This is a genomic window from Streptomyces colonosanans (genome assembly GCF_001866645.1).
GTDB classification, from domain to species: domain Bacteria; phylum Actinomycetota; class Actinomycetes; order Streptomycetales; family Streptomycetaceae; genus Streptomyces; species Streptomyces colonosanans.
Genome location: NZ_MLYP01000101.1, coordinates 1 through 6,259 on the forward strand (window position 1 = coordinate 1; position 6,259 = coordinate 6,259).

Annotated in this window: 3 protein-coding genes; 2 read left to right on the forward strand and 1 reads right to left on the reverse strand. The window is 70.8% G+C overall.

Annotated elements, in window-relative coordinates; genetic code table 11:
- Positions 1-49: 49 nt before the first annotated feature.
- Positions 50-2,557, reverse strand: a complete 2,508-nt coding sequence (locus tag BIV24_RS29330) for an ABC transporter ATP-binding protein/permease (protein WP_071369500.1) — start codon at positions 2,555-2,557, stop codon at positions 50-52.
- Positions 2,558-2,798: 241 nt separating this feature from the next.
- On the opposite strand from BIV24_RS29330, the gene BIV24_RS29335 reads away from it, so the two are divergent.
- Positions 2,799-4,685: a streptophobe family protein gene (locus BIV24_RS29335; protein ID WP_071369501.1), complete on the forward strand. Its 1,887-nt coding sequence runs from the start codon at positions 2,799-2,801 to the stop codon at positions 4,683-4,685.
- A gap of 156 nt (positions 4,686-4,841) precedes the next feature.
- A complete protein-coding gene (gene serB / locus BIV24_RS29340) occupies positions 4,842-6,053 on the forward strand; it encodes a phosphoserine phosphatase SerB (protein WP_071369502.1) in 1,212 nt (403 codons plus the stop codon).
- Positions 6,054-6,259 lie beyond the last annotated feature (206 nt).

Consider the following 6,259-nt stretch of genomic DNA (forward strand, 5'->3'; position numbering starts at 1 on the left):
AGGGCGGCACCCCCTGTGGGGTGCCGCCCTTCGCGCTGTAACCGGCCGGCTACTTCCGCATGACCTCGGGCTCATGGCGGCGCAGGAAGCGGGCCACCAGGAAGCCGCAGACCACGCCGATAGCGATCAGGGCGGCCATGTCCAGGCCCCAGGCCGACGCCGTGTGGTCCCACAGCGGATCCGTGTTGGTCGGGTCGTCCGTGTTCGGGGCGATGTTGTTGAAGTCCAGCGTCGTACCGGCGGCGCCGACCGCCCAGCGGGAGGGCATCAGGTACGAGAACTCGTTGACGCCGATCGTGCCGTGCAGGGTGAAGAGACAGCCGGTGAAAACCACCTGGATGATCGCGAACATGACCAGCAGCGGCATGGTCTTCTCGGCGGTCTTCACCAGTGCGGAGATGACCAGGCCGAACATCATCGAGGTGAAGCCGAGCGCCATGATCGGCAGGCACAGTTCGAAGAGGGTGGCGTTGCCCAGGACGAGGCCGTCCTTGGGGATCTCACGGCTGGAGAAGCCGATCAGGCCGACCATGAGGCCCTGCAGCACGGTGACGGCACCGAGGACGATCACCTTCGACATCAGGTAGGCGGAACGGGACAGGCCGGTGGCGCGCTCCCGCTCGTAGATGACCCGTTCCTTGATCAGCTCGCGGACGGAGTTGGCGGCGCCCGCGAAGCAGGCGCCGACCGCGAGGATCAGCAGAACCGTGGTGGCCGTGCCGTTCGGGACGTGCATGCCGGTCCTCGGGTTGACCGGGTTGACCAGCAGGCCTCGGTTGTGGTCGATGAGCAGGCTCACCGCGCCGAGCACCGCCGGCAGGATCACCGTCAGCGCCAGGAAGCCCTTGTCGGAGCCGATGACCGCGACATAGCGCCGGATCAGGGTGCCGAGCTGGGAGAACCAGCCCTGCGGCTTGGGCGGCTTGATCGCCTGCGGTGACGGCATGTCGACCGACTGCGGGGCGACCGCGTCGATGTCCGCGGCATACATCTGGTAGTGCTGCGAGCCCTTCCAGCGGCCCGCCCAGTCGTAGTCGCGGTAGTTCTCGAAGGCGGAGAAGACATCGGCCCAGGTCTCGTAGCCGAAGAAGTTCAGTGCCTCCTCCGGCGGCCCGAAGTAGGCAACCGAGCCGCCCGGGGCCATTACCAGGAGCTTGTCGCAGATCGCCAACTCGGCCACCGAGTGCGTGACGACGAGCACGGTACGACCGTCGTCGGCAAGGCCGCGCAGCAGCTGCATGACGTCGCGGTCCATGCCCGGGTCGAGACCGGAGGTCGGCTCGTCCAGGAAGATCAGCGACGGCTTGGTGAGCAGTTCCAGGGCCACCGAGACGCGCTTGCGCTGGCCACCGGAGAGGGAGGTGACCTTCTTCTCCTTGTGGATGTCCAGCTTCAGCTCGCGCAGCACCTCGTCGATGCGGGCCTCGCGCTCGGCGGCCGTGGTGTCGGCGGGGAAGCGCAGCTTGGCCGCGTACTTGAGGGCCTTCTTGACCGTCAGTTCCTTGTGCAGGATGTCGTCCTGCGGGACCAGGCCGATGCGCTGGCGCAGTTCGGCGAACTGCTTGTAGAGGTTCCGGTTGTCGTAGAGGACGTCGCCCTGGTTGGCGGGACGGTATCCCGTGAGCGCCTTCAGCAGGGTCGACTTGCCCGAGCCGGACGGGCCGATGACCGCGATCAGCGACTTCTCAGGGACGCCGAAGGAGACGTCCTTGAGGATCTGCTTACCGCCGTCGACCGTGACGGTGAGATGGCGGGCGGAGAAGGAGACCTCACCGGTGTCGACGAACTCCTCGAGGCGGTCGCCGACCAGGCGGAACGTCGAGTGGCCGACGCCGACGATGTCGTTCGGGCCGAGCAGCGCGGAGCCGCCCTTGCCGATCGGCATACCGTTGACGAACGTGCCGTTGTGCGAGCCCAGGTCACGGATCTCGAAACGGCCGTCGGGCGTTGCGTGGAACTCGGCGTGGTGGCGGGAGACCTGGAGGTCGGAGACGACCAGTTCGTTCTCCAGTGCACGGCCGATACGCATCACACGGTCGAGCGCGAGCTGGTGGAACGTGGTCGGGCTGCGGTCGCCGTAGGCCGACGGCGCCCCCGCGCCACCACCGGGGCCCTGCTGCTGCGGGATCTGCGGGGCAACCTGCTGCGGCTGCTGCCAGTTCTGCTGGGGAGCCGACTGCTGAGGCGCCGGCTGGGCCCAGCCGGCGTTCTCGTTCTGTGCCGCGTGCGGCTGGGGCTGGGGCTGCGGGGTGGTGACGGCGGCCGCGGCGCCGGACACGTTCAGGCGCGGTCCGTCCGTCGCGTTGCCGAGATTCACGGCCGAGCCGGGGCCGATCTCCAACTGGTGGACCCGCTGGCCCTGCACGAACGTACCGTTGGTGCTGCCGTGGTCCTCGACCACCCAACTACGCCCGTTCCAGGCGATCGTGGCGTGACGCCAGGACACCCTGGCGTCGTCGAGCACAATGTCCCCCTGCGGATCGCGTCCGAGCGTGTATGGCCTGGACGCATCGAGCGTCCAGGTGCGTCCGTTCATTTCCAGTACGAGTTCCGGCACTCCATGCCCCACTGAGTTGTCCCCCGAGTTACCCCCATCACAGGGAGTCTAGGGATGTCGAACATCGTGGGGAACTATTTCAGGCTCAGCGCTCTGACCGAAAGTCGGGCCTTGTGAAGAGTGCTTACGCGCGCCTGGCCGCGTCCCGTTGACGAAGGTGAAACCCGCCCGGAGAGTGGTAATTCCCCGTGAGGGGGGACATCTGCGGTGGATCGCCGCGGCGCGGATCGGGGGGCTGACCATGAGCATCGGGACCGCGGAAGACGGCAGGAGGCTGCCGTGGACGGATGTGCTGCTGGCCGCGATCGCCTCTGTGAGCTGGGCGTTGGTCGGCATGGCGGCAACGGCCGCGCTCGGCCTGCATCTGCTCCGGGCGGATGCGGCAGGCTCGCTCGGGCCGATGACCGCGGCAGCGGTGGCACTTGGGGCGAACGGGTCGGTCGCGCCGTCCGGGGACGTGTCGGCGTTCGGTCTGAAAGGGGCCGAGGCGACGACCGCCCTGCAGATCACGCCACTGGGCGTGAGCCTGGTGGGCGCGCTCCTGCTGAGCTGGTTCTTCCTACGGTCCCTCCGTGCGACGGGAGTTGTGGTCGCGTCCGCCGAACTCCTCGCTCGCGCAGGCGCGGTGATCGTGCTGTTCGTCGCGGTACTCGGATTTCTCGCCTGGGCCGGCCACGATGTCATCACCATCGACGGAGGCTCGCTGGGCCTCGGCGGTCTGCCGGGCGGGGGCGGCAGCGGCATCCCCGGGCTCGGGGACATCGGCGGGCTGCTGCCGGGCCGTTTCGGCGACCTCATCCACGCGAAGGCCGCGGTCGGTTTCACCATCGACACGGTGCCCACACTGCTGGGGGGCACCGCGTGGGCGGCGGGCGTCCTGGTGATCGCGCTGCTCACGTCCCGGCGCACGCCCCTGCCGCGCGGCTGGGAAGCGGTGCACCGGGTGGTGCGTCCGGCCGTGTCCGCGCTGGTGACGATGATGCTGGTGGCGGTGGTCGCCGGGCTCGCGGCGGCAGCGTACGCGGCGATCGGCGACGACCATCCGGCACGGATCGCGGGGGCGGCGCTGCTCGGCGCGCCCAACGGGGTGTGGCTGGGCGTCCCGCTCGGCCTGTTCGTACCGTGGGACGGCACGGCCACAGGCGAGCTGGCGAAAGTGCTGCCGGACCCGCTGGGCCGGCTGCTGAGCGTGCACACCGACCAGCCGGTCACACTGGGGCGCCTGGCGGAGCTGGACGGCAAGGTGTGGCTGCTGGCCGTCGCCGCGACCCTCATGATGCTCGCCGCGGGAGTCCTGACTGCGGCGCGTACGCCTCTCGTACGAGCGCGGGATGCCGCGAGTGTCCCAGGCGCGGTGCCTTCGGTCGCAGGGGATCCGGGTCCGCTGGGCCTCGCAGGGCGCTGCGCGCTGCGGCTCGGGATCGTGACGGCGTTGGCGCTGCCGCTGCTGGCCTGGCTGACGGACGTGTCGGTGGACGCCTCGCTGTCCGTGCTCGGCTTCGACGCGTTCGGCGCGGGGATCGAGCTGCACGGGCACCTCGGCATGGCGCTGCTGCTGGGCGCGGCGTGGGGCGCGGGAGCGGGGGCGGTCGGAGCGCTGCTGGCGTACCCCGCCGGGGTGGCGGGGAGCCGGGCGGCACCCCTCGCCCTGGGCGGTACGGGGCTGCGGGCGTCCGCGGCAGGGCCGCACGGGCCGGTGCCGCGGCACACGGGGCCCTACACGCCGAGCCGTCCGCACCGCCCGCCGAACCCGGACACCAACCCGTATCTACGGCTGCCGGAAGAACTGCGCGAGCCAAAGGACGCGCGGCCGGGGCGGGGAGCGGCCCCAGAGGGCGCGTCACCGCAGGAGCGCACGGGGCAGCCGCCCGGCGGCAGCGTGCCGGGGCCCGGAGACCCGGGGGCGCCTCCTCCCCCGTACGGCAAGAGCACGCCGTCGCAGCCCGGGGCACCCTCGAAGGCGGGCGCACCGCCCGCGCCCGGTGACATGTACGGCGCCCCCACGATGACCGGGAAGATGGAGCCGCCCGCCCGGCCGCCGAGGCGACGGCCCCGGGGGACGCCTTTGGCCCCCGACACTCCCCCGCCCCCGCCTCCCCCGCCCGGGCGGCCTCGCGAAGACGACTGACAGGGCTCCTCCCCCGGGCCGTCCCGGTCCCGTCCGCCTCCTGCGCCCTCGCCGCCGGTGATGGCGCTTGTCATCTGCGCGCTGCCCGCTGTTCTCTGTCCATTGGACGGACCAGGCACGCGGAAGGCACTGAGTGCCGGATACGGTGGGAACACCATGAGCGCTTCGCACACCACCGACGCCCCCACTCTCCTTGTCAAGATCTTCGGCAAGGACAGGCCCGGCCTGACCGCCGGCCTGTTCGAGACCCTGGCCGGCTACGGCGTCGACGTGGTCGACATCGAGCAGGTCGTCACCCGGGGCAGGATGGTGCTCTGCGCCCTGGTGACCGTGCCGCCGTCCGGGCTGGAGGGTGATCTGCGGGCCACCGTCCACGGCTGGGCGGAGTCCATGAAGATGCAGGCGGAGATCATCTCCGGTATCGGCGACAACCGGCCGCGCGGTCTGGGACGGTCGCTCGTCACCGTCCTCGGCCACCCGCTCACCGCCCAGTCGACGGCCGCGATAACCTCCCGCATCACCGCGGCCGGCGGCAACATCGACCGTATCTTCCGGCTCGCCAAGTACCCCGTGACGGCCGTCGAGTTCGCCGTGTCCGGCGTGGAGACCGAGCCTCTGCGCACCGCGCTGGCCACCGATGCCGCGGCACTCGGTGTCGACGTCGCCGTCGTCGCGGCCGGGCTGCACCGGCGGGCCCAGCGCCTCGTCGTCATGGACGTGGACTCGACGCTCATCCAGGACGAGGTCATCGAGCTGTTTGCCGCGCACGCCGGCTGCGAGGCGGAGGTCGCCGAGGTGACGGCGGCCGCCATGCGTGGCGAGCTGGACTTCGAGCAGTCGCTGCACGCGCGCGTGGCACTGCTCCAGGGGCTCGACGCGTCGGTGGTGGACAAGGTGCGCGCCGAGGTCCGGCTCACTCCGGGCGCACGCACCCTGATCCGTACGCTGAAGCGGCTCGGCTTCCAAGTCGGTGTCGTCTCGGGCGGGTTCACCCAGGTGACGGACGATCTGAAGGAGCGGCTCGGGCTCGACTTCGCCCAGGCCAACACCCTGGAGATTGTCGACGGGAAGCTGACCGGCAAGGTCGTCGGCGAGATCGTGGACCGTGCGGGCAAGGCGCGGCTGCTGCGCCGGTTCGCCGCCGAGGCGGGGGTGCCCCTGGCGCAGACCGTGGCGATCGGAGACGGCGCCAACGACCTGGACATGCTGAACGCGGCCGGCCTGGGCGTCGCTTTCAACGCCAAGCCGGTCGTACGCAAGGCCGCGCACACCGCGGTGAACTTCCCCTTCCTGGACACCGTCCTCTATCTGCTCGGCATCACCCGGGAAGAGGTCGAGGCGGCGGACACGCACGAACGCACTCCCTGAGGAGCCGGTACACCGTTGGGTGCGTCCATCCGGGGACATCGACGGGGCCCGGCACCGTGGTGGCCACCGGGCCCCGTCCCGTTACAAGCCCCTGCTCCACCGGCGAGATGGTTCGGGGCCTCCCCGTCGCCTCCGGCCGCATCCACATGGTCAGGTCGTGAGGGACTCCGCCCGCCCGGCTCGGACCACGGACACGATCCGTGTCG